This is a genomic window from Pseudomonas sp. LBUM1659, from assembly GCF_059716045.1.
On record NZ_CP166797.1, the window covers coordinates 2,256,733 to 2,278,923 of the forward strand.

At 59.5% G+C, this 22,191-nt stretch carries 20 protein-coding genes; 12 read left to right on the forward strand and 8 right to left on the reverse strand.

Features of this window, described 5'->3' with window-relative positions; translation table 11 throughout:
- The first annotated feature begins 18 nt into the window (after positions 1–18).
- Complete coding sequence (gene hemB, locus ACA048_RS10150) at positions 19–993, forward strand: porphobilinogen synthase (RefSeq protein WP_497628990.1); 975 nt, start codon at positions 19–21, stop codon at positions 991–993.
- A gap of 139 nt (positions 994–1,132) precedes the next feature.
- On the opposite strand, the gene ACA048_RS10155 is transcribed toward hemB, so the two are convergent.
- The gene (locus tag ACA048_RS10155; protein ID WP_497628991.1) at positions 1,133–2,668 is read right to left on the reverse strand and encodes an FAD-dependent oxidoreductase; all 1,536 of its coding nucleotides are present in this window, start codon (positions 2,666–2,668) and stop codon (positions 1,133–1,135) included.
- Between the two features lie 186 nt (positions 2,669–2,854).
- Between ACA048_RS10155 and ACA048_RS10160 the strand changes: the two genes are divergently transcribed.
- Positions 2,855–3,949 (forward strand): DUF1615 domain-containing protein, encoded by a 1,095-nt coding sequence (locus tag ACA048_RS10160; protein WP_497628992.1) that lies wholly within the window; start codon positions 2,855–2,857, stop codon positions 3,947–3,949.
- 79 nt (positions 3,950–4,028) lie between these two features.
- Here ACA048_RS10160 and ACA048_RS10165 read toward each other — a convergent pair whose 3' ends face one another.
- Entirely contained in the window at positions 4,029–4,469 is a 441-nt protein-coding gene (locus tag ACA048_RS10165) for a phage infection protein (RefSeq protein ID WP_497628994.1), read from the reverse strand.
- A 250-nt stretch (positions 4,470–4,719) separates the two neighbouring features.
- On the opposite strand from ACA048_RS10165, the gene ACA048_RS10170 reads away from it, so the two are divergent.
- Positions 4,720–5,343 carry a glutathione S-transferase N-terminal domain-containing protein gene (locus ACA048_RS10170; protein ID WP_497628995.1) on the forward strand — a complete coding sequence of 208 codons (624 nt, stop codon included), beginning with the start codon at positions 4,720–4,722 and terminating at the stop codon, positions 5,341–5,343.
- Positions 5,344–5,497: 154 nt separating this feature from the next.
- On the opposite strand, the gene ACA048_RS10175 is transcribed toward ACA048_RS10170, so the two are convergent.
- Positions 5,498–5,938: a CBS domain-containing protein gene (locus ACA048_RS10175; RefSeq protein ID WP_007944798.1), complete on the reverse strand. Its 441-nt coding sequence runs from the start codon at positions 5,936–5,938 to the stop codon at positions 5,498–5,500.
- A gap of 222 nt (positions 5,939–6,160) precedes the next feature.
- On the opposite strand from ACA048_RS10175, the gene ACA048_RS10180 reads away from it, so the two are divergent.
- Positions 6,161–8,521 (forward strand): DNA polymerase II, encoded by a 2,361-nt coding sequence (locus ACA048_RS10180; protein WP_497628996.1) that lies wholly within the window; start codon positions 6,161–6,163, stop codon positions 8,519–8,521.
- Here ACA048_RS10180 and ACA048_RS10185 read toward each other — a convergent pair.
- The gene (locus tag ACA048_RS10185; RefSeq protein ID WP_497628997.1) at positions 8,486–8,956 is read right to left on the reverse strand and encodes a DUF1810 domain-containing protein; all 471 of its coding nucleotides are present in this window, start codon (positions 8,954–8,956) and stop codon (positions 8,486–8,488) included. The genes ACA048_RS10180 and ACA048_RS10185 overlap by 36 nt on opposite strands.
- A 30-nt stretch (positions 8,957–8,986) precedes the next feature.
- Positions 8,987–9,808 carry an aldo/keto reductase gene (locus tag ACA048_RS10190; protein WP_497628998.1) on the reverse strand — a complete coding sequence of 274 codons (822 nt, stop codon included), beginning with the start codon at positions 9,806–9,808 and terminating at the stop codon, positions 8,987–8,989.
- Between the two features lie 233 nt (positions 9,809–10,041).
- On the opposite strand from ACA048_RS10190, the gene ACA048_RS10195 reads away from it, so the two are divergent.
- Both ACA048_RS10195 and ACA048_RS10200 read left to right on the forward strand, forming a co-directional pair.
- On the forward strand, positions 10,042–10,791 hold the full coding sequence (locus tag ACA048_RS10195; RefSeq protein ID WP_497628999.1) for a hypothetical protein: 750 nt from the start codon (positions 10,042–10,044) through the stop codon (positions 10,789–10,791).
- 228 nt (positions 10,792–11,019) lie between these two features.
- Complete coding sequence (locus tag ACA048_RS10200; protein ID WP_497629000.1) at positions 11,020–11,805, forward strand: sulfite exporter TauE/SafE family protein; 786 nt, start codon at positions 11,020–11,022, stop codon at positions 11,803–11,805.
- Positions 11,806–11,825: 20 nt separating this feature from the next.
- Here the strand turns inward: ACA048_RS10200 and ACA048_RS10205 are convergent, their stop codons facing one another.
- Positions 11,826–12,194 carry a VOC family protein gene (locus tag ACA048_RS10205; protein WP_497629001.1) on the reverse strand — a complete coding sequence of 123 codons (369 nt, stop codon included), beginning with the start codon at positions 12,192–12,194 and terminating at the stop codon, positions 11,826–11,828.
- A gap of 180 nt (positions 12,195–12,374) precedes the next feature.
- Between ACA048_RS10205 and ACA048_RS10210 the strand changes: the two genes are divergently transcribed.
- Together ACA048_RS10210 and ACA048_RS10215 are read left to right on the forward strand one after the other, a co-directional pair.
- Positions 12,375–12,944, forward strand: a complete 570-nt coding sequence (locus ACA048_RS10210; protein WP_497629002.1) for a DUF4174 domain-containing protein — start codon at positions 12,375–12,377, stop codon at positions 12,942–12,944.
- 245 nt (positions 12,945–13,189) lie between these two features.
- Complete coding sequence (locus ACA048_RS10215; protein ID WP_497629003.1) at positions 13,190–13,561, forward strand: DUF6124 family protein; 372 nt, start codon at positions 13,190–13,192, stop codon at positions 13,559–13,561.
- Positions 13,562–13,623: 62 nt separating this feature from the next.
- Here the strand turns inward: ACA048_RS10215 and ACA048_RS10220 are convergent, their stop codons facing one another.
- Together ACA048_RS10220 and ACA048_RS10225 are read right to left on the reverse strand one after the other, a co-directional pair.
- Positions 13,624–16,917, reverse strand: a complete 3,294-nt coding sequence (locus tag ACA048_RS10220; RefSeq protein WP_497629004.1) for a sensor domain-containing protein — start codon at positions 16,915–16,917, stop codon at positions 13,624–13,626.
- A gap of 69 nt (positions 16,918–16,986) precedes the next feature.
- A complete protein-coding gene (locus tag ACA048_RS10225; RefSeq protein ID WP_497629005.1) occupies positions 16,987–17,877 on the reverse strand; it encodes a LysR family transcriptional regulator in 891 nt (296 codons plus the stop codon).
- 148 nt (positions 17,878–18,025) lie between these two features.
- Here ACA048_RS10225 and leuC point away from each other — a divergent pair, with 148 nt between their 5' ends.
- The 4 genes from leuC to leuB all read left to right on the forward strand — a co-directional run bounded on the left by leuC (position 18,026) and on the right by leuB (position 22,153).
- Positions 18,026–19,444 carry a 3-isopropylmalate dehydratase large subunit gene (gene leuC, locus ACA048_RS10230; RefSeq protein ID WP_223511451.1) on the forward strand — a complete coding sequence of 473 codons (1,419 nt, stop codon included), beginning with the start codon at positions 18,026–18,028 and terminating at the stop codon, positions 19,442–19,444.
- Positions 19,445–19,455: 11 nt separating this feature from the next.
- Positions 19,456–20,100 carry a 3-isopropylmalate dehydratase small subunit gene (leuD, locus tag ACA048_RS10235; RefSeq protein ID WP_497629006.1) on the forward strand — a complete coding sequence of 215 codons (645 nt, stop codon included), beginning with the start codon at positions 19,456–19,458 and terminating at the stop codon, positions 20,098–20,100.
- Positions 20,101–20,236: 136 nt separating this feature from the next.
- On the forward strand, positions 20,237–21,004 hold the full coding sequence (locus ACA048_RS10240) for a class I SAM-dependent methyltransferase (protein ID WP_497629007.1): 768 nt from the start codon (positions 20,237–20,239) through the stop codon (positions 21,002–21,004).
- 66 nt (positions 21,005–21,070) lie between these two features.
- A complete protein-coding gene (gene leuB / locus ACA048_RS10245; RefSeq protein WP_497629008.1) occupies positions 21,071–22,153 on the forward strand; it encodes a 3-isopropylmalate dehydrogenase in 1,083 nt (360 codons plus the stop codon).
- The last annotated feature ends 38 nt before the right edge of the window (positions 22,154–22,191 follow it).

Sequence of the window (22,191 nt, forward strand, 5' to 3'; positions counted from 1 at the left end):
CGTTTTTCAGGAATACCCATGTCCAGTCAGTTCCCCGAAGCACGTCCACGCCGTCTGCGCCGCAATGCGAGCCTGCGCAACCTGTTTCAGGAAACCGAGTTCAGCCTGAACGATCTGGTGCTGCCGATTTTTGTCGAAGAAGAAATCGACGATTTCGTGCCGATCAACAGCATGCCGGGTGTAATGCGCATTCCGGAGTCGAAACTGGCCGGGGAGATCGAGCGCTACGCCCGCGCCGGGATCAAGTCGGTCATGACTTTCGGCGTGTCCCATCATCTGGACAGCAGTGGCAGCGACACCTGGAGCGACAACGGGCTGGTGTCGCGCATGTCGCGAATCGCCAAGGATGCCGTGCCGGAAATGATTGTGATGTCCGACACCTGCTTCTGCGAATACACCGACCACGGCCATTGCGGCGTGATGCATAACCACGAAGTCGATAACGACCAGACCCTGATCAACCTTGGCAAACAAGCCGTGGCGGCGGCGCGGGCGGGCGCCGATGTGATTGCCCCGTCGGCGGCCATGGACGGGCAGGTCCAGGCGATTCGTCGGGCGCTGGATGACGCCGGTTTCAGCCAGACGGCGATCATGGCCTATTCGACCAAGTTTGCTTCGGCGCTTTACGGTCCGTTCCGTGAAGCTGGCGGCAGCGCACTCAAGGGCGATCGCAAAAGCTATCAGATGAACCCGATGAACCGCCGCGAAGCGGTGCGCGAATCGCTGATGGACGAACAGGAAGGCGCTGACGCGCTGATGGTCAAACCGGCCGGCGCGTACCTGGATATCATCCGCGACATTCGAGAGGTTTCGCGTTTACCGCTGTCGGCGTATCAGGTCAGCGGCGAGTACGCGATGATCAAATTCGCCGCGCAGGCGGGGGCGATTGATGAGGATCGAGTGGTGCGTGAAAGCCTTGGGGCGATCAAGCGGGCGGGGGCGGATTTGATCTTCACCTACTTCGCGATGGACCTGGCCCTGGCCGGGATCTAACCCCCAGCTCAAATCAACTGTAGGAGCGGCGGTGCGGCGATCCGACTTGCCCGCAAAGGGGCCATAACATTCAACATCTTCGTTGATTGTTACACCGCCTTCGCGAGCCGGCTCGCTCCCACAGTTTTTTGTGGTGTGTTCAGGATCCCCCGAAGTAGGGCCGGATGCCGTGATCCCGGAAATACCGCTCAATCACTTTCGGATCGGAACACGTCTCGGCAATCGCCACGTACGTATCCGGTCGCAACAGGTAAAACCCGTTGCGACCCAGCCCTGCCGCTTCAAACGCCGGCCGCCAGCCGAACACCTGCAACGGCAGGTGATGCTCGACGCACCAGGCGATCATTTCGTCGCTGGTGTCGCCATAGACGTGTACCTGCCAGGTTGGATTCCTCAGCGATTCAAAGTTGTCGCCTTCGCCGTCATGCGCCCAGGGCAGGCGATCGCCGCCGTGAACGTGCCCGGCGACGCCCGTGCTCAATGGCATGCCACGGTAGTTCAGGGTGATCTGCGAGACGGTGCGAAACAGGAACTCGCGGGACGTCACGAATGAGGCCATTTTGGGAATCACGAAGGGTGCCAGCCGTGTACGCAGCACATCGGCCATGCGCCCTTCGGCAGTCACGAAACTGAATACGCGATCGGTGGTGGCGACCAGTTTGCGGGCAAAGGCGATGCGCTCGATTTCGTAAGTATCGAGCAGTCTCTCTTCGGCGCCGCCACTCAACACCGCCGCGAGTTTCCACGCAATGTTAATGGCGTCACCAATCCCGGTGTTCATGCCCTGACCACCGGCGGGGCTGTGAACGTGCGCCGCGTCGCCCAACAAAAACGCACGCCCGGTTCGAAAGTGATCGGCCACACGGTGATGCACGCGATAGGTCGAGAACCAGTTCACCTGTTCGATCTGCACGTTCAGGTGTTCGATGGCCCGGCTGCTGACGTCCTCAAAGCGCAGGGTTTCAGCCGGGTCCGCGCGCTCGTCGCGCACCGTGCCGATCAACCGGGCGCGGCCCGTACTGGCGAGGGGAAACACGGCGAGGAAGTCCGCTTCATCAAGGTCCACATGCAATTCGCCATTGAAGGCCGGCCCGCTGGCTTGTACGTCGGCGACATAGAAAATCTGCTGATAGGTCCCGCCCGGGAACCCGGTGTCCAGTGTCTTGCGCACGACTGACCGGGCGCCGTCGCAACCCGCCAGGTAGCAGGTCTGGCAGATTTCCTGTTGACCGTCGGGCAAGCGCAGTTGGACGGTGATGCCAGCGCCGGTGTCTTCGAAATACTCCAGCTCAGTGTTGCGCTCCACGTGGATGCCGAACGCTTCAAGGCGTGTTATCAGCAGCCGTTCGTGCTCGTCTTGCGGGTAGATTTCGAGGAAGGCGTAAGGCGTCAGGCCCTCGCCAATGCGGCTCAGGGGCAAACGCGCCACCGGTTCGCCTTTGACCCAGAAATTCGCCGCCGCCACTCGATGACCGTTTTGCACCACGGCCTCGCTGAGGTCGAGCTGGCGATACAGCTCCAGCGTCCGCGCCTGGACCGCAAGTGCCCGCGAGGTGGTGCCAGGGGCTGAAGTCTTGTCGAGAATCCGCACGCGGATCCCCAGTTTGCTCAACCACAGCGCCAGTACCAGCCCGGTCGGGCCGGCGCCGACGATCAGTACGTCGCTACGATTCATCAGCCTGTCCTCCTCGGTGCCTGGCTCAAGTATGGTCCAGTCGCAAAGCGCAGGCAGGCTGACTGCCCAACGGAAAATGCGCCCGGCAGGCGTGATGATGGAACAGGGCGCGGCGACCGGAGTCATAGCCTGCGCCATGCCATTGGTCGTATGGTTAACCCGGCTCAACGGATTTGATGGAGCACCATGCAAGCCAATCGATTGATCACCGGTGTCACGGCGCTGTTGCTGCTGGCCGGTTGCGGCACTCAGCGCACGCAGGAACCGCCGGCGCGCAAGCCCGCCGAGGTCAAGGCCGAGATCGTGCGCCTGCTGCCGGCCAACACCACGGATCGCCAAGGCTGGGCCACGGACATCTACGCCGCATTCGCTGCGCAGAACATTTACCCATCCACGCAAAACCTGTGCTCGGTGCTCGCCGTTACCGAGCAGGAATCCACATTCCAGGTCGACCCACCTGTGGCGGGCCTGGGCAAGATCGCTCGGGAGGAAATCGACCGCCGCGCCGCGAAAGTCCACATCCCCAGCCTGTTGATCAGTGGTGCGCTCCAGGTGAAATCACCCAATGGCAAAAGTTACAGCGACCGTCTCAATGCGGCGCGCAGCGAAAAGGAACTCAGCGCGATTTTCGACGACTTCATTGGCATGGTGCCCATGGGGAAGACCCTGTTCGGTGGCTTCAACCCAGTGCACACCGGCGGGCCTATGCAGGTCAGCATCGATTTCGCCGAACAGCAAACGCGGGATTACCCATATCCGGTGAACGGTTCGATTCGCCATGAAGTGTTCACTCGACGCGGCGGCATGTACTTCGGCATTGCCCACTTGCTCGGTTACCCGGTGAGCTACACAGAACCGCTGTATCGCTTCGCTGATTTCAATGCCGGTTGGTATGCCAGCCGCAATGCGGCGTTTCAGAATGCGCTGAGTCGGGTATCAGGCAGCCCGTTGGCGCTGGATGGCGATCTGGTGCGCTATGACTCGATCATGCCTGGCACCACCGAACTGGCGGTGCGCAGCCTCGGCAAGCAATTGGATATGCGCAATATGACCATCCACAATCAATTGGGGGAGGGCAAAAGTCTCAAGTTCGAGGAGACCGAACTCTACCAGCGAGTATTCGCGTTGGCCGATCAAGCCGAGGGCCGGCCATTGCCTCGCGCGGTGTTGCCGGGGATTGAGCTGCAAAGCCCGAAAATCACCCGCAAACTCACCACCGCGTGGTTCGCCAAACGGGTCGATGGGCGTTATCAGCGCTGCATGGCGCGGGCTGGCAAGTAACCCGACTCAAAAAACAGGCATAAAAAACCCGGCGGGTCAGGCCGGGTTTTTCATTGAGTACTGCGGTAGAACCGTTCATTTATACCGCGCGGCTTTCGATCAGACGGTCGGAGCCACCTTCGGCAACGCGGTTCTGCATCAGTCGGTCAGAGCCATCCGCGGCTACACGGTTTTCGATCAGTCGGTCAGAGCCATCCGCGGCTACACGGTTTTCGATCAGTCGGTCAGAGCCATCAGCGGCTACACGGTTTTCGATCAGTCGGTCAGAGCCATCCGCGGCTACACGGTTTTCGATCAGTCGGTCAGAGCCATCCGCGGCTACACGGTTTTCGATCAGTCGGTCAGAGCCATCAGCGGCTACACGGTTTTCGATCAAACGGTCCGAACCACCTTCAGCCACACGGCTTTCAATCAGACGATCCGAGCCGCCTTCAGCGACCACAGGCTGAGCAGAGGTAGCGGCAAAAGCGTTAACTGCGAAAACCGAGAAAGCGATGCTGAGGAGGGTTTGGCGTTTCATGATTGTGTGCTCCGGGGTGTTGTTGGTTGGTATGGAGCGGATGTTACGCCGAGGAATTTTTATGAGAACTTCATTGATGTGATGGTGAACATCGACGGTATTGATAGGCAGCATAAGTAGCCCCACGCGGGCGTGATGGTTCAGTCGTCGGATGGCACGGTTGGGGTCAGCCGGCGCTTCTACACTGGGAGCGTGACCCGCAGATGACGCCTCTAATGACCCCATTCTTGTCTCGCCAGGAGGCCGCACCATGTACCAGCTTTATGGACACCAGAACTCTGGCGCGGCGGCGATAGAAGCGGCGCTGGAGTTGTGTGACATTCCTTACCGCTTTATCGATGTGGAGTTGTCCTCGGAGGCAGCCCAGACACTGGAGAAACTCAACCGACTCAAGCAGATTCCGACGCTGCAACTACCCGATGGCAGCGTCCTCACGGAAAGCGCGGCGATTCTGATTCACCTCGGGCTGACTTTTCCCAAGTCGAATCTGTTACCGAAACTGCCCGCCGACCGTGATCAGGCGATCCGTGGACTGGCGTACATCGTCAGCAATTGCTACGTGGCCATCGGCATTATCGATTACCCAGAACGCTGGTTAGCCGAGACGGATGAGGCCTCCAGGCAAAATCTCATGGGTGGCGCCCGTGCGCGATTGCACTGGAGCTGGGAGGTGTTTGCCGATCAGTTTTCCGGCGAACTGTATCTGGGCGATGAAGCACCGGGCGCGCTGGATGTGCTGGCGGCGGTGGTGTCCAGATGGGCCGGTAGTCGGGAGCATTTACGCAGCGCCCGACCCGGTTTTTTCGCGTGGCTGGAACGTATCGACCGGCACCCGACATTGGCACCGGTCTTCGCCCGGCATTGGCCCGCCTGAACACTGAAAATTTACTGTGGGCACGGGCTTTTGTGGGAGCAGGGCTTGCCCCGGGCGGCGTTCCGACGATGGGTTCAACTCGGTTCGACGTTAAACCGAGTCGCCTGCATCGCGGGCAAGCCCGGCTCCTACAGGGTTTTATGGGGTGTTGGCGTTATTCGCCGCGGATGTACTGCTCCAACTGGCGAATCAGTTCCGCCTGTTCGGCAATGGCTTCCTTGACCAGGTCGCCAATGGACAGCAAGCCAATCAACTTGCCGTTTTCCACCACCGGCAGGTGGCGCAGGCGGCGATCAGACATGATGCCCAGGCACGTATCGACGGTTTGATGGGTGTCCACGGTAATGACCGGGGACACCATGATGTCGCGAACCGGCGTGCCCACCGAAGAACGGCCATGCAGCACCAGTTTGCGTGCGTAGTCGCGTTCACTGATGATGCCCAGCACTTCATCGTTTTCCACCACCAGCAAGGCGCCGACGTTTTTTTCGGCCATCTTCATCAGCGCTTCCAGCACCATGTGATCAGGCTTGATCTGGTGCACTTCCTGATTCTTCTGATCTTTGAGCTTGAGCAGTTGGGCGACGGTTTTCATGGTGGCTTCTCGGGTGTTGTCGTTGTTCTTGAAGAATCGTAGACCCAAGCGCTGAGGGCAAGGGAGAAAACGGCAGATAACACTCAAAAAACGCCATTCAGCGGTTTTTCTTCAGTAAACCGCGTGGAAATCGCATAGAGAAGTCGAAAGTAGCGTGCATGACCCGCTGTCCCTTGATGACGCGTAGAATTGCGGCCTGATTCAATACGTGAGGTTGCAGTGGTGGATTTACAGCAGGGCTTCGTCCTGACCCGGCATTGGCGCGACACCCCGGCCGGTACGAAAGTCGAGTTCTGGCTGGCGACCGACACCGGTCCCCGGCGCATCCGCCTGCCTCATCAACCATCGGTGGCGTTCATTGCGGCGCAGCTACGTGAGCAGGCAGAGCTGGTGCTGCACGGCGAGAAAAACGTCGAGCTCAAGCCCTTGGCCCTTGTGGATTTCGAGCACCGCCCGGTGCTCGGCCTGTATTGCCAGCAGCACGGTCAGTTGATGCGCCTGGAAACCGCTCTACGCAAGGCTGGGGTCGAGATGTTCGAGGGCGACGTTCGCCCGCCGGAGCGCTACATGATGGAACGGTTCATCACGGCGCCGGTGATCTTTGGCGGTACGCCCAATGGCGAGGGCCTGCTGCTAGACGCGCAGATGAAACCCGATCCAACCTACCGGCCCAACCTGCGGCTGGTCTCGCTGGACATCGAAACCACCGCTCAAGGCGAGTTGTACTCCATCGCCCTGGAAGGCTGCGGCGAGCGCCAGGTGTACATGCTCGGGCCACCCAACGGCGACGCCAGCGAGGTGGATTTCCAGCTCGAATACTGCGACTCGCGAACCGTGCTGCTAAAAAAACTCAACGAATGGTTTGCCCGCCACGACCCCGACGCGATCATCGGCTGGAACGTCGTGCAGTTCGACCTGCGCGTACTGCATGAACACGCCCGACGCCTGGGTGTACCGCTCAAACTTGGGCGCGGTGGTGAAGAGATGCAGTGGCGCGAACACGGTAGCCGCACTCATTACTTCGCTGCCGCAGCGGGGCGATTGATCATCGACGGCATTGAATCCTTGCGTTCGGCGACCTGGAATTTCCCCTCGTTCAGTCTGGAAAACGTTGCGCAAACTCTGCTGGGCGAGGGCAAGGCCATCAGCACGCCGTACCAGCGCATGGACGAAATCAACCGCATGTTCGCCGAGGACAAACCGGCACTCGCCACCTACAACCTCAAGGACTGCGAGCTGGTGACACGGATTTTCGCCAAGACCGAACTGCTGAAATTTTTGCTGGAACGCGCCAGCGTCACTGGTTTACCAGCGGATCGCAGCGGTGGGTCGGTGGCGGCGTTCACCCACCTTTACATGCCGCTGATGCACCGCCAGGGCTTTGTGGCGCCAAACCTGGGCGGCAAGTCACCGCAGGCCAGCCCGGGCGGGTTTGTCATGGAGTCGCAACCGGGCCTGTACGAGTCGGTGTTGGTACTCGACTACAAAAGCCTTTATCCGTCGATCATCCGCACCTTCCTGATCGACCCGGTGGGATTGATCGAAGGCTTGCAGCATCCCGACGACAGCGACTCTGTTCCGGGTTTTCGCGGGGCACGCTTTTCCAGAACCCGGCATTGCCTGCCCGCCATTGTCGCCCGGGTCGCCGAAGGCCGCGAAACCGCCAAGCGCGAACACAACGCGCCGCTGTCCCAGGCGCTGAAGATCATCATGAATGCCTTCTACGGCGTACTGGGTTCCAGCGGTTGCCGCTTCTTCGACACACGGCTGGCATCGTCCATCACCTTGCGCGGCCACGAGATCATGCTGCGCACTCGACAGCTGATCGAAGCCCAGGGCCATACGGTGATTTACGGCGATACCGACTCCACGTTCGTCTGGCTGCGCCGTGCCCACGGTCGAGAGGAGGCCGCGCGGATCGGTCACGCGCTGGTGGACCACGTCAACCAGTGGTGGCGCGAACACGTGCGAGAGGAATACGGGCTGGAAAGCGCGTTGGAATTGCAGTTTGAAACCCACTACAAACGCTTCCTGATGCCAACCATCCGAGGCGCGGAAGAGGGCAGCAAGAAGCGTTACGCCGGCCTGGTCACCCGCGCTGATGGCACTGATGAAATGGTCTACAAAGGCCTGGAAACCGTACGCACCGACTGGTCACCGCTGGCCCGGCAATTTCAGCAGGAACTGTACTCACGGATCTTCCATCGCAAGCCTTATCAGGATTATGTACGCGATTACGTGCAAAAGACTCTGGCCGGCGAGTTTGACGACCGTCTGATCTACCGCAAGCGTCTGCGCCGCACCCTCGACGACTACGAGCGCAACGTGCCGCCCCACGTGCGTGCCGCGCGCATCGCCGATGACTTCAACGACCGGCAGGGCCGTCCGCGTCAGTACCAGAACGGCGGCTGGATCAGCTATGTGATTACCGTCGCCGGGCCCGAGCCGCTGGAGATTCGTAGCGCCCCCATCGACTATGACCACTACGTCACCCGGCAACTGCAGCCGGTGGCGGACGCGATCCTGCCGTTTGTGGACGACGACTTCTCAACCCTGATTGGTGGGCAAATGGGCCTGTTTTAAGTCCAGCAACGACAGCGTCCAGTCATCCGGTATGCCGTGGAAATACTGCTCAAGGGCCCGATGAAAAAGGCTTTTTTCGGGGGAAACCTGGGCAAACAGCGTCATCGACGAGTGAAACTTGAGGTCATCGGGATGGCCGAAAATCTCGGCGATCGAGCGCTGTTTGACGTTCAGGACCAATTGCGTGCACGTGCGCAGACGTTGACCCAGCAGCGGATGCTTCATGTACGCCACGGCTTCCTCTTTGGAGCGTATGGCAAAGTATCGGGACATCTCGCTCCCGCCCAGGCCGGCGAGTTGCGGAAAGATGAACCACATCCAGTGACGGCGTTTTTTACCGGCACTCAGTTCTTCCTGGACCCACTCGAATACCGGGTCTTGAGCCTTGACGAAACGTGGCAAGTCAAAAGCATCGAGCGCATCGGTGCTTCTCATGCAGAAACCCTCTGACAATACGGCGATGGCTCAGACCATGGCTAATCGCTGTTTGCGTTGTGGCGCGTGAAACGCATGGTCCAGCGCCTCCAGATCCCCGGGATCGAACTGCAATTGCGGGGCTTGTGCATTTAATTGTAGATGTTCAGGTTTGACCGCTTTGGGGATGGCAATCACCCCTGTCTGCCGCAGAATCCATGCCAGCGCGACCTGAGCCGGTGTCACCTCGTGACGGGCGGCAATCTTTTCAAGCGCAGGATGGGCCAGCATTTCCCCGCCCTGACCAATGGGGCAGTACGCCATCAATGGCTGCCGATGCTGTTGACTCCAGGGCAGCAAATCAAATTCGATGCCGCGCTCTTCCAGGTTGTAGAGCACCTGATTGGTGGCGCAGGCCGGTGAGTTCAGTTCATGCAGGTCGTCTGTATCGAAATTGGACACGCCCCAACGACCAATTTTGCCATCCTCACGCAGGCGTTCGAAGGCTTCAACGGTTTCCTCCAGGGGATACTGGCCGCGCCAGTGCAGCAGGTACAAATCGATGTAATCGGTCTTCAAGCGCCGAAGGCTGCGCTCACAGGCCTGGGGAATGCCTTGGCAGCTGGCGTTGTGAGGGTAGACCTTGCTGACCAGAAAGACCTTGTCGCGCAGACCGGTGATGGCTTCAGCGACGACTTCCTCGGCGCCGCCTTCTGCGTACATTTCAGCCGTATCGATCAGTGTCATGCCCAACTCGATGCCCAGGCGCAGGGCCGAGACTTCACGCGCGTACGCCGAGGGATCCTCACCCATACGCCAAGTGCCCTGGCCGATGACCGGTACGGTGACGCCAGCCAATTCGAGCGTGCGCATGCAAACCTCTTCTCAGTGACTCGGTGAATACTAGATTGGCAGCAAAATTACGCCGTTGTTCCTAAGAAATGGCAGATTTCAGATGATAGCGAACAAGACGAAATCTCAGCTTTCAGGGCTTGGCCTGCGTGTTCACGGACCACCGGCACCGCACTTTTTTGCATTTGGTGGCTCTATCCTTGGGCAGCCGGCGGCGATCCCCACCGCTGGCCCATGCCCAAGTTCAAGAACCCATGGCTCGAGTTTTACCCCGAATCCCCCCACCGATCCACCGCCGTTGTGTGCTCCTGGCTTGCCTGGCGATGCTCTTTGTCACGGGTTGCAGCCAGCAGCAGGGCAGCGACATCGTCAGCCAGTTCCGCGAAGGCCGCCCCCAGGAGTTTCTCCAGACCAGCGTTGACCGCATGGCCACGCTGGCGATGCGTGACAACCTCGACAGCCTCTACTTGCTGATGAGCAAGCTCTACTTGCGCAACCCCGAGGAACTGAAGAAATCCGGCTTCCTCGATGCCCGAACGGCTGGAAAGCAAGTGCGCATGGCCATCGAAGAGCAACAGCCACTGCCCACCCTCGGCGGCAAAAAAGACCTGGCGGCGCTCAGGTATTCCATGAGCCCGGAGTTTCTCGGTGACCGCGTCGGTGCCTTCATTTATGCCATCGGCAGCATGTTGGTGACCGCTCACGGCAATCGTCTGGAATTCTACATAACGGATGCGATCAACCCGACGTTCGTCAGCAATGCCGCGCGCAACATCGAGATAGTCACATGGATTCTCAGCCAACGACAAAACAAGCAAGGCGAACCTTTGCTGTTTTCCAATGAGATCTCGGAGGAGGGCAGCAACCTGAGTTTTGCCGTGGAATTCGGCAAGATCGTTGCGCGGCTGGACTTGCTGACGCAGATGCTGGATGAGCGCTACCGGCGCATCGGCTTGAACTACGCGCAGAGTCTGCTGTTCCTGAACTTCCTGCCGGTGCAATAAGCCCCAATGCAGACCCTGTAGGAGCCGAGCTTGCTCGCGATAGCGGTAAAGCATTCAACATATGTGTTGGCTCACAGCCCGCCCTCGCGAGCAAGCTCGGCTCCTACAGGGAAATGGGGGTGTAGTTGCATCTCGGATATAACGATAGTCCGCATCGATATAAGTGGTTATAAGAAAAATCGCTATGCTGCGGGCCAGATTTCTCCTGCGGTCTATGTGGACGTATCAATGGATTTAGTGAACATCGGGTTGGTCGTTGCCGGGTTGGTGGTTGGCTTTATTGTTGGCATGACTGGCGTCGGTGGTGGGTCGTTGATGACCCCGATTCTGCTGTGGTTCGGCATCAACCCCGCGACGGCGGTCGGTACCGATCTGCTGTACGCGGCGATCACCAAATCCAGTGGCGTGCTGGTTCACAGGAAAAACAACAACATCGATTGGGCGATTACCGGCTGGCTGACTCTTGGCAGCGTGCCGGCCGTGGCGTTGACACTGTGGTTCCTGAGCAGTTTGCACACGGCGCCAGAAACGATGAATGCCATCATCAAACAGGCGCTGGGCTTCGTCCTGTTCGCTACGGCGCTGGCAATTTTCTTCAAGAAGCGCCTGCTTGAGTTTGCGCACAATCGTGCCGGTGGTAACTACAACCCCAGTGGCAAACGCCTCAACGTGATGACGGTCATCACCGGCCTGGTGCTGGGCACCATGGTTGCGCTGACGTCCATTGGTGCTGGCGCCCTTGGCACCGTGGCGCTGTTCATCCTGTATCCGCTGCTGCCAACCCGCCGTCTCGTCGGTACGGAAATCGCCCACGCCGTACCGCTGACCCTGGTCGCCGGGCTTGGCCATGCGAGCATGGGCAACATGGACTGGCACGTGCTGGGTTACCTGCTGATCGGTTCGCTGCCGGGTATCTGGTTGGGCAGCCATTTGACCGGAAAGATTTCCGATGAAGTGCTGCGTCCTTGTCTGGCGACGATGTTGGTGCTGATTGGCTACAAACTGGCGTTTTGATTCCGACTGATTCGCCAGTGTCACTCGCGGGTGAAAATCTCCAGCAGATGACCATCCGGGTCATCGAAATACACCCGCCGTCCCCCGGCGTATTCATTGATTTCCTTCGGCCGCTGCTTGCCCGGGTCCGCCCACCACGGCTGGCCGCGTGCCTGCAGGCGTGCGAAAGCCTTGTCGAAGTCGTCGTCACCGATCAAGAACGCATAGTGCTGGGACGCGATCGGCGGCTCGTTGTTGTAGAAATCCAGCGACACGCCGTTGTCGAATTTAACGATCAGCATTGGGCCGAAAGGCTCGGGGGCGGGCAGGCCGAGGAGCTCGGCGAGGAAATTCGCCGATATCTGCTTGTCGCGGCACCAGACGATGGTGTGGTTCAGCTGAGCGCTCATGGAGACGTCCTCACGGCGGTTCAGGTGGATCGACAGGAACTTTGAGATTAGCCCAGCCTGTTGCGCAATGACCGCCCTGACCTAAGCTTGGGTCAAGGCGAAACACATTCGCGGTGCGTCACCCGGAACGAACGCCGCGATGCGCAATCATTAGAGCGTGGTTATCAAAAGGAGATGCGCATGCTCATCAGGTTTTTGACCCTGACAACCTTGCTGGCTTTCGCCGGTCCCTTGCTCGCAGCCGAGGGCGATTCACCGTTGGACATGGATATAGGCAGGTTCCGGCCACTGATTGTCATTGCGCCCAGCACCGTCGACCCGGTCTGGACGGGCCTGAAAAAGTCGCTGGACGATCCGGCCAACAAGGAGGGTATCGCCCAGCGCAATATCAGGGTGTACAGCGTGCTGAACATGTTCGGGCAACTCGACGGCAAGGATCTCGGTCAGCAGGACACCATGGCACTGATACGCGCCCTGAAACTCGGTGCGGGGGCGTTGCCCAAAGTGATCCTGATAGGCAAGGACGGCGAGAAGAAGCTTGAGAGCTCGGGGGATGAATCAAAGTCGGTCGATTTGAAGAAGATTTTCGACACCATTGACGCCCTGCCAGCGGCTGAGAAAGAAGCCGCCGCGCCCACGGTAGCGGCCCCCGTTGTAGCCGATCCGGTCAAAGATGCCCAAGGCACCAAGGCCGCCAAACATGGCAAATCGGGCAAACCCGCCAAGGTTCCTGAAATGCCGGATGACTGACGCTCCACCGAACCCCTGTGGGAGATTCTATGTTGCAGGGCAACCCTGCAACTTCAGACCGGCTGGTATTCGCTCATTTTTTTGCCGGTGAAGTATCCGCCTTCATTGGCTTCGGAAATTTCCTTCGAGTCGTGTAGCACTTGATGAACTGGTGCCCTACAGCGCGCACCGCTAGCCTTCATGGAAGTCCGCGACATTGAGGGACCCAAGGACGAAAACACCCGTGAAAAAAAGGAGCCTCGCCTGTGAAAAAGTTCAGCAAGCCTCAACAACCGCAAACCCCAACCGATGCCGATCATCCCGCTCCCGCGAAGGTGTGTGAAACCGCAAAAGTGTCGGTCACGCAGCGCCCCAGGCGTATATCCTCGCCCCAGCAGATATTCGCCATTGCCCCCGGCGTCGACACACTGACCCTGCTAAAACAAGCCTGCGAAACCCTCGCGTCACTGAATGCCCTGCTCGAGAATTTTGCCGCAAAACTGGAAGGACCGAACCGCGGTGAAGTGTTTTCGATTCAGCAGTTGGCGATGGTCGCCGAGTTGTTGGTGACTCAGGTGCGGGACAATCTTGGTTCGCGTGACGATGCATCTGCCGGCCAGCCAGTGACTCGGCATTAAGCAGACATCAAACGAAAATGGACGACCTCAAAGGGTCACCCATTTTTTGCCTTCTGCAGCTGCTACCGGGGCCGGGGTTGCTTGAGGAGCTTTTGAAACTCTTCCACCGGCAACGGCCGGCTGTGTAAATACCCCTGATAAAAATCGCAACCCAGCCCCTGCAAAAACTCCAGTTGCTCCGGCGTTTCCACCCCTTCGGCAATCACTTTCAGCTCCAGGCTGCGAGCCATGGCGACAATGGCGCGGATGATCTCGGCGTCGTTCGGATCGGTAGTAGCGTCGCGAATGAACGACTGATCGATTTTCAGGGTGTCGACCGGCAAGCGCTTGAGGTAGGTCAGTGAGGAGTAGCCGGTGCCGAAGTCGTCCATCGCGAAACTCACGCCGAGTTTTTTCAGGCGGCGCATTTTGTTGATGGTGTCTTCCAGGTTCTGGATGACGATGCCCTCGGTGATTTCAAGTTTCAGCAGCGAGCAGGGCAGGCCGTGGCTGGTGAGGCAGTGTTCGATGCGCTCGACGAAATCGGTTTGACGAAATTGCCTCGGGCTGATGTTTACACACAGGCTGAAGCTGAGGGGGTTGACCAGGCCTTTGGCAACCAGATGTTTGAAGGCCCCGCAGGCTTCGTCGATTATCCAGGTGCCGACTTCAAGAATCAGGCCGCTGTCTTCCAGCACTTTGATGAACTCGGTCGGGGATTGCGCGCCGAGTTCCGGGTGGTTCCAGCGCACCAGCGCTTCGGCGCCGACAATGCGATTGCCCCGAGCGTCGACCTGAGGTTGGTAATGCACATGAAATTCGCCCCGGGAAAGCGCCAGGCGCAGGTCGGTTTCCATGCGCAGGCGTTCGCTGGCGGCCTTCTGCATGGTGTTGTGATACATCTGCGAGGTGTTGCGACCCGAGTCCTTGGCGCGATAAAGCGCGATGTCGGCGCGTTTGAGCAGGTCGGTCGGGGTCGAGCCGTGGTCCGGAATCAGCGCGATGCCTATGCTTGGCGTCACTTGCAGGCGCTGGCCATCGAGGAACATCGGTTCCGACAGCAGTTCTCGTAACGTGTCGGCCTGTTCCTGAACCTCAGCGCTGACTTCATTGCGCGAACCTTCCAGACCGCTGAGCAACACCACAAATTCGTCACCGCCCAGCCGCGCCACGGTGTCTTCCATGCGCACGCTGGCTTCCAGTCGCGCGGTGATGATTTTCAGCACCGTATCACCGACCGGGTGGCCGAGGGAGTCGTTGATGTGCTTGAAGTGATCGAGGTCAAGAAACAGCAACGCACCCCGCAGGTTATGGCGCTTGAGCAAAGCGATTTGCTGGCTCAGGCGGTCCATCAGCAAGGCGCGGTTGGGCAGGTTGGTCAGGGGGTCGTGGTAGGCCAGGTGACGGATTTGCGCTTCGGCGTTTTTCAGCAGGCTGACGTCGCGAGCCGTCAGCAACAGGCAGGCGGTTTCGTTGAGGGTGATCGGCTCGACCGAGACTTCGACGGTCAGCAACTCCCCGCCTTTATTGCGCCCGAGCATTTCCCGGTGATGCACACGGCCCTTGATCTGCAGCTCGGCCAGCAACGCGGAACGTTGTTTCTCTTCGGCCCAAATGCCCACTTCATACACCGTACGACCGATCACTTCTTGCGCGCGGTAGCCGGTCAGGCGGCAGAAACCGTCGTTGACCTCCAGATAACGCCCGGTATCGCGCTCGGTAATGGTGATGGCGTCGGGGCTTGAGTGGAACGCCTTGGCGAACTTCTCTTCACTGGCCTTGAGCGCCGCTTCGGAGCGTTGCTGGTGGGAGATATCGCGCAAGGTGGTGACGATGCAGGGTTGGTTGCCAACGCTGATCTGGCGGCTGGAAATCACGCAGGTCAGCGATTGCCCGTCCTTGTGCAGGGCGACGATGTCGACATTGTCCAGCCCTTGTTCACGGATGATCTGTTCGATCCGTTGAGGGCTGTTCGCCGCCGCGTCCCACAGGCCAATCTCGTCGGCGCTGTGGCCAATCACTTCGGCGGCGTTCCAGCCAAAGGTCTGGGTGAAACTGGAGTTGATCTCGATGAATTGGCCGGTGTCCTGGTCTGTCACGCAAATCGGGTCCGGACTGACCTGGAACAGCGTGGCGAATTTCTCTTCGGAGGCCACCAGTCGCTGTTCGCGCTCTACCTGATCGGTGATGTCCAGCAGGGTGCCGGCCATGCGCAGCGGCAAGCCGTTTTCATCGCGGTAGAGGCGGGCGCGGCTTTCCAGGTAGCGCGAACTGCCGTCCGGCAGTTGTACGCGGTAGGTCAGTTGATAATTGCCGGCCGGGCCTTCGCGCAGGCTGCGATAGGCGTTGCGCATGGTGTCGCGCGCTTCGCCAGGCACGCCCTCGAAAAAATCGTCGAAGGATTCATGGAAGGGTTTGGCATCCAGCCCGTGCAACTGTGCGGCCCGCGCTGAGCCGTAGAGCATACCGCTGGGAATGTGCCAGTCCCAGGTACCGAGTTGCGCCGAATCCAGGGCGAGGTCGAGACGCTCCTGGCTGTCCTTGAGAGCTTGTTCGGCGATTTTGCGTTCAGTGGTGTCGAGGAAGGTACTCAGCAGATACGGCTGGCCCTCGAGTTCGACTTTTTGCGCACTGAGGATGCCATTGTGGATCTGCCCGTTGCTGGCACGAAGCTGTACTTCCATGCTGAACAACCCCCCTTTGGCCTTGGTGGCCGTGACCAGTTCGGCGCGTTGCTCCGGGTGAACCCAAAGGCCCAGTTCCAGCGTGGTGCGGCCTATCGCGTTTTGCACTGGCCAGCCGAACAGGCTTTCAAAGTACTGGTTGGCTTCGGTGATCAGGCCGTCTTCCTGGCGGGTCAGCAACACCATGTTCGGGCACAGGTGAAACAGTGTGGCGAAGCGTTTTTCCGAGCTGCTCAGGGCTTGTTCGCGCTGACGCTGATGAGTGATTTCGCGGATGACACCCATCATGCGTGGTCGACCGTGTATGTCCGGCAGCAGGCTGCCGCTGATTTCCAGCCAGTGCAGGCTGCCATCGGGCCAGCGGATGCGGTGGTGCATCGCTTGCTCAAGGGGGGCGCCGGCAATCACCGCATTGAACGCTCGGACGGTTTTCGCGCGATCTTCCGGCGGCAGCAAATCGAGGTATTGCAGGTCTGCGGGCAATGGCACATGCGGATCGAAACCAAACAGCGCCTGGGTCCCCCGCGACCAGCTGATTTGCCCGCGCTCGATGTCCCAACACCAGGCTCCCAGCCGCGCGCCGTTCAACGCGGCGAGCAATTGTGGCGCGCTTTCCCAGCTCAGCTCGGACCGTTTAGGGTCAAGCGCCTGAATGCGCGGCATCGAGGGGATACGGTCAACAGATTTCGGCATTGGCAACAGGCCTTGGGCGGAAATGGGCGTTAAACGCAGGGTTTTGCGGCGCTATAGGCGTAGCACACGTTAGCCATCAGTCCCTGGCAGATCGATTTGTGCATCCAGCAAAGCCATAAATGCCCTTGCCGCATTCGATAGCGTCCTTTCGGTGTGCAGGATATAGCCTAGCTTGCGAGTCAGTTGTATGCCGGGTAAGGGTATTCGCGCAACCTGTTCATCCAGCATCGTGCGCGGCAATACGCTCCAGGCCAAGCCGATTGAGACCATCATCTTGATCGTTTCCAGATAATTGGTGCTCATGGCGATGTTCGGTGTCAGGCCTTGCGCCTCAAACAGCCGCTGAACGATGTGATGAGTAAAGGTGTTGCCGCCGGGGAAGACCGCCGGGTGCAGGGCGATATCTGCCAGGCTCACCGGGCCGTTGCTGATCAGCGAATGCTCCGGGGCAACCACGAAATCCAGCGGGTCGTCCCACACCGGGGTCGCCTTGACCAGCGTGTGCGGCTCCGGCGCCAACGTAATCACTGCCAGTTCCGCGCGGCCATGGAGGATTTCTTCGTAGGCCACTTCCGAATCGAGGAACTGAATATCCAGCGCCACTTGAGGGTAACGCCGGGTGAACTCCCTTAATAAGGGTGGCAAACGGTGCAGGCCGATATGGTGACTGGTGGCCAGGGTCAGACGGCCGGACACTTCGCCGGTCAGATTGGTCAGGGCGCGCCGGGTGTCGTCCAGCACATTCAGTATCTGATAAGCCCGTGGCAGCAGGGCGCGGCCGGCCTCGGTCAGGCCGACTTCACGGCCCAGGCGATCAAACAGCCGAACCTTCAATTGCTGCTCCAGCCCGGCGATACGCTTGCTGATCGCCGGTTGGGTCAGGTGCAGCCGTTCACCTGCACCGGAGAAGCTCCCGGTCTCGGCAATCGCGATAAAAGCATTGAGGTTGGCCAGATCCATTGTTGTATTCCAGTTGGTTATCCAAAGCATAAAAAATATGAATTTGAGTTATTTAATGTAACCCCCTAGGATCGACCTCACAAGCCAAGGGGTTATTGAATCGCTCATAACCCAGGGCATAGAAACAAGCTGATGAGGAAACCGTCTGATGGCCGGCAAAACGCTCTACGACAAGCTCTGGGATTCGCATTTGGTCAAACAGCGCGACGATGGCTCGGCGCTGATTTATATCGATCGTCACATCATCCACGAAGTGACCTCGCCGCAAGCCTTTGAAGGCCTGCGTCTGGCCGGGCGCAAGCCTTGGCGCATCGATGCCAACATCGCGACCCCGGACCACAACGTACCGACCACACCGGAGCGCAAGGGCGGCATCGAAGCCATTGTCGACGAGGTCTCGCGTTTGCAGGTTCAGACCCTCGACGACAACTGTGATGAATACGGCATCGTCGAATTCAAGATGAACGACATTCGCCAAGGCATCGTCCACGTCATCGGCCCGGAGCAGGGTGCGACCTTGCCGGGCATGACCGTGGTCTGCGGCGACTCCCATACCTCGACCCACGGTGCGTTCGGTGCCCTGGCTCACGGTATCGGCACCTCCGAGGTCGAGCACGTGCTCGCCACTCAGTGCCTGGTCGCCAAGAAAATGAAGAATATGCTGGTGTCAGTCGAAGGCCAATTGCCGTTCGGCGTGACGGCCAAGGACATCGTCCTCGCCGTGATCGGCAAAATCGGCACCGCTGGCGGTAACGGCCATGCCATCGAATTCGCCGGTAGCGCGATTCGTGACTTGTCCGTTGAAGGCCGCATGACCATTTGCAACATGTCCATCGAGGCCGGCGCACGCGTTGGTCTGGTGGCGGCGGATGAAAAAACCGTGGCTTACGTGAAGGGCCGTCCATTCGCCCCGAAAGGCGCGGAATGGGACTTGGCCGTCGAAGCGTGGAAAGACCTGGTGTCGGATAAAGACGCCACGTTCGACACCATCGTTGAGCTCGATGCGACCCAGATCAAGCCGCAAGTCAGCTGGGGCACCTCGCCTGAGATGGTGTTGGCTGTCGATCAGAACGTTCCGGACCCTGCGAAGGAAATGGACCTGGTCAAACGCGATTCGATCGTTCGCGCCTTGAAGTATATGGGTTTGACCGCCAATCAGGCGATCACCGACATTCAGCTGGATCGCGTGTTCATCGGCTCCTGCACCAACTCGCGGATCGAAGACTTGCGCGCAGCGGCCGTGATTGCCAAGGGCCGCAAAGTTGCATCGACCATCAAGCAGGCCATCGTGGTGCCGGGCTCGGGCCTGGTGAAGGCGCAGGCCGAAGCGGAAGGTCTGGACAAGATTTTCCTCGAAGCCGGTTTTGAATGGCGTGAGCCTGGGTGCTCCATGTGCCTGGCGATGAACCCGGACCGTTTGGAGTCGGGCGAGCATTGCGCTTCGACCTCCAACCGCAACTTCGAAGGCCGTCAGGGCGCTGGTGGTCGCACTCACCTCGTCAGCCCGGCGATGGCCGCCGCCGCTGCTGTAAACGGTCGTTTCATCGACGTCCGTGAATTGATCTAAAGGAGCGCAGCATGAAAGCTTTTACCCAGCACACTGGTCTTGTCGCGCCTTTGGATCGTGCCAACGTCGATACCGATCAGATCATTCCGAAGCAGTTCTTGAAGTCGATCAAGCGCACGGGTTTTGGCCCGAACCTGTTCGATGAATGGCGTTATCTGGACGTGGGGCAACCGTATCAGGACAACTCCAAGCGTCCGCTGAACAAGGACTTCATCCTCAACGCCGAACGTTATCAGGGCGCCAGCGTTTTGCTGGCACGTGAAAACTTCGGTTGCGGCTCCAGCCGAGAACACGCGCCGTGGGCGCTGGAAGAATACGGTTTCCGCAGCATCATCGCGCCGAGCTACGCCGACATCTTCTTCAACAACAGCTTCAAGAACGGCTTGCTGCCGATCATCTTGAGCGACGCTGAAGTGGATGAGCTGTTCCAACAGGTTGAAGCGAATCCTGGCTACCAGTTGCAGGTTGATCTGCAAGCCCAGACCGTGACGCGCCCGGATGGCAAGGTGCTGAACTTTGAGATTGATGCGTTCCGCAAGCATTGCCTGTTGAACGGTCTGGACGATATCGGCCTGACGTTGCAGGACCATGAGGCGATTGCGACGTTTGAGGCCAAGCATCGTGCGAGCCAGCCTTGGTTGTTTCGCGACGTTTGATTTTTCGGCAGTCAGTGCCGGCCTCATCGCGGGCAAGCCCGGCTCCTACAGGTCCGGTGTCGTTTGTAGGAGCCGAGCTTGCTCGCGATGAGGCCCGAGTAGACACCACAAGACTCACCCCAAAAAGGAAGTCCCCATGACCAGCACCGCCCCGCACAGTCAGGTAGTCCAAAAGCAATTCGGTGAACAGGCCTCGGCCTATCTGAGCAGCGCCGTTCACGCTCAAGGCACCGAATTTGCGCTGCTACAGGCCGAACTGGCCGGGCAGGGCGATGCTCGGGTACTGGATCTGGGCTGCGGCGCCGGTCATGTGAGTTTTCACGTGGCTTCGCTGGTCAAGGAAGTGGTGGCCTACGACCTGTCCCGGCAGATGCTCGACGTGGTTGCCGGTGCTGCCGTTGATCGTGGGTTAAGCAACGTATCGACGGTCCTCGGTGCCGCCGAGCGCCTGCCATTCGCCGATGGCGAGTTCGACTTCGTGTTCAGCCGATATTCGGCGCACCATTGGAGCGATCTCGGCCTGGCGCTGCGGGAAGTTCGTCGGGTGCTGAAACCGGGTGGCGTGGCGGCGTTCATCGACGTGTTGTCACCGGGCAGTCCGTTGTTCGACACTTACTTGCAAAGCGTCGAAGTGCTGCGCGACACCAGTCACGTGCGCGATTATTCCGCCGGTGAGTGGTTGCGTCAGGTCAGTGAAGCGGGGTTGCATACCCGCAGCACTTCGCGCCAACGTCTGCGACTGGAGTACACCTCCTGGGTTGAGCGCATGCGCACACCTGAAGTGATGCGCGCGGCGATCCGCGAGTTGCAGCAGTCGATGGGCAACGAAGTGCGCGAATATTTTGAAATTGAGGCCGATGGTTCGTTCAGTACCGATGTACTGGTGCTGATTGCAGAACGATAAGCCCCGGACGATAGAATTTTTCCGGGTGCGCCCAAGTGGCGCACCGACTGATGACATGAGGAAAGCATGAGCAAGCAGATTCTGATTCTCCCAGGTGACGGTATTGGCCCGGAAATCATGGCCGAAGCGGTCAAGGTGCTGGAATTGGCCAGCGACAAGTTCTCCCTGGGCTTCGAGCTGAGCCATGACGTGATCGGCGGCGCCGCCATCGACAAGCATGGCGTGCCATTGGCCGACGAAACCCTGGACCGTGCCCGCGCCGCCGACGCGGTGCTGCTGGGTGCCGTTGGCGGCCCGAAATGGGACACCATCGAGCGTGACATCCGCCCTGAGCGCGGTCTGCTGAAAATCCGTGCGCAACTGGGCCTGTTCGGCAATCTGCGTCCGGCGATCCTGTACCCGCAACTGGCCGAGGCTTCCAGCCTGAAGCCGGAAATCGTGGCCGGCCTGGACATCCTGATCGTCCGTGAGCTGACCGGCGGTATCTACTTCGGCACGCCGCGCGGCACCCGTACCCTGGAAAACGGCGAGCGTCAGTCCTACGACACCCTGCCGTACAGCGAAAGCGAAATTCGCCGCATCGCCCGCGTCGGCTTCGACATGGCCATGGTCCGCGGCAAGAAGCTGTGCTCGGTGGACAAGGCCAACGTGTTGGCGTCCAGCCAGCTGTGGCGTGAAATCGTCGAGGAAGTGGCCAAGGATTACCCGCAAGTCGAACTGAGCCACATGTATGTCGACAACGCCGCCATGCAACTGGTGCGTGCTCCGAAGCAGTTCGACGTGATCGTCACCGACAACCTGTTCGGCGACATTCTGTCCGACCAGGCCTCGATGCTCACCGGTTCCATCGGCATGCTGCCGTCGGCGTCCCTGGACACCAACAACAAGGGCATGTACGAGCCGTGCCACGGTTCGGCGCCGGACATCGCTGGCAAGGGCATTGCCAACCCGTTGGCGACCATTTTGTCGGTGTCGATGATGCTGCGTTACAGCTTCAACCAGCAGGCTGCAGCGGACGCCATCGAGAAAGCCGTGAGCCTGGTGCTGGACCAAGGCCTGCGCACGGGCGACATCTGGTCGGCCGGTTGCACTAAAGTCGGTACGCAAGAAATGGGCGACGCAGTAGTCGCCGCGCTGCGGAATCTGTAATCTCTCGGGCCCGCTGGCACTTTCAACTTCGAAAGCAG